This is a genomic window from Streptococcus sp. DD10 (genome assembly GCF_001578805.1).
In the GTDB taxonomy this organism is placed as follows: Bacteria; Bacillota; Bacilli; order Lactobacillales; family Streptococcaceae; genus Streptococcus.
The window spans coordinates 1-232 of record NZ_KQ969238.1 but is presented as its reverse complement, the minus strand read 5'-3'; the positions used below and the strand labels follow the sequence as shown (position 1 = coordinate 232).

At 38.8% G+C, this 232-nt stretch carries 1 pseudogene; it reads right to left on the bottom strand.

What is annotated here, in order from left to right:
* Nucleotides 1-232 (bottom strand): annotated as a pseudogene (locus tag STRDD10_RS10220) (ISL3 family transposase); the annotation flags it as partial.

Below are 232 nucleotides of genomic sequence, written 5' to 3'. Positions count from 1 at the left end.
GAGATCAAAAAACTCATCCACTCTTTTCTCCTGAAAGTGAAAAAGCAAAAGCTGATAGAGGTTATAATAATTAGCGAGCTCTTCTGAGAAATTCAGTATCTTCCTAACAACTTCATGTGGGATCAAGGTTTGACGGAAAGTCTTTGAATAAAAAGGGTTGAGAGATAACTTACGGCTGTCTTTTTGCAAGAGTCGCCAGTGATTTTTCAAGGAACGATAGGGGAGAGACTTC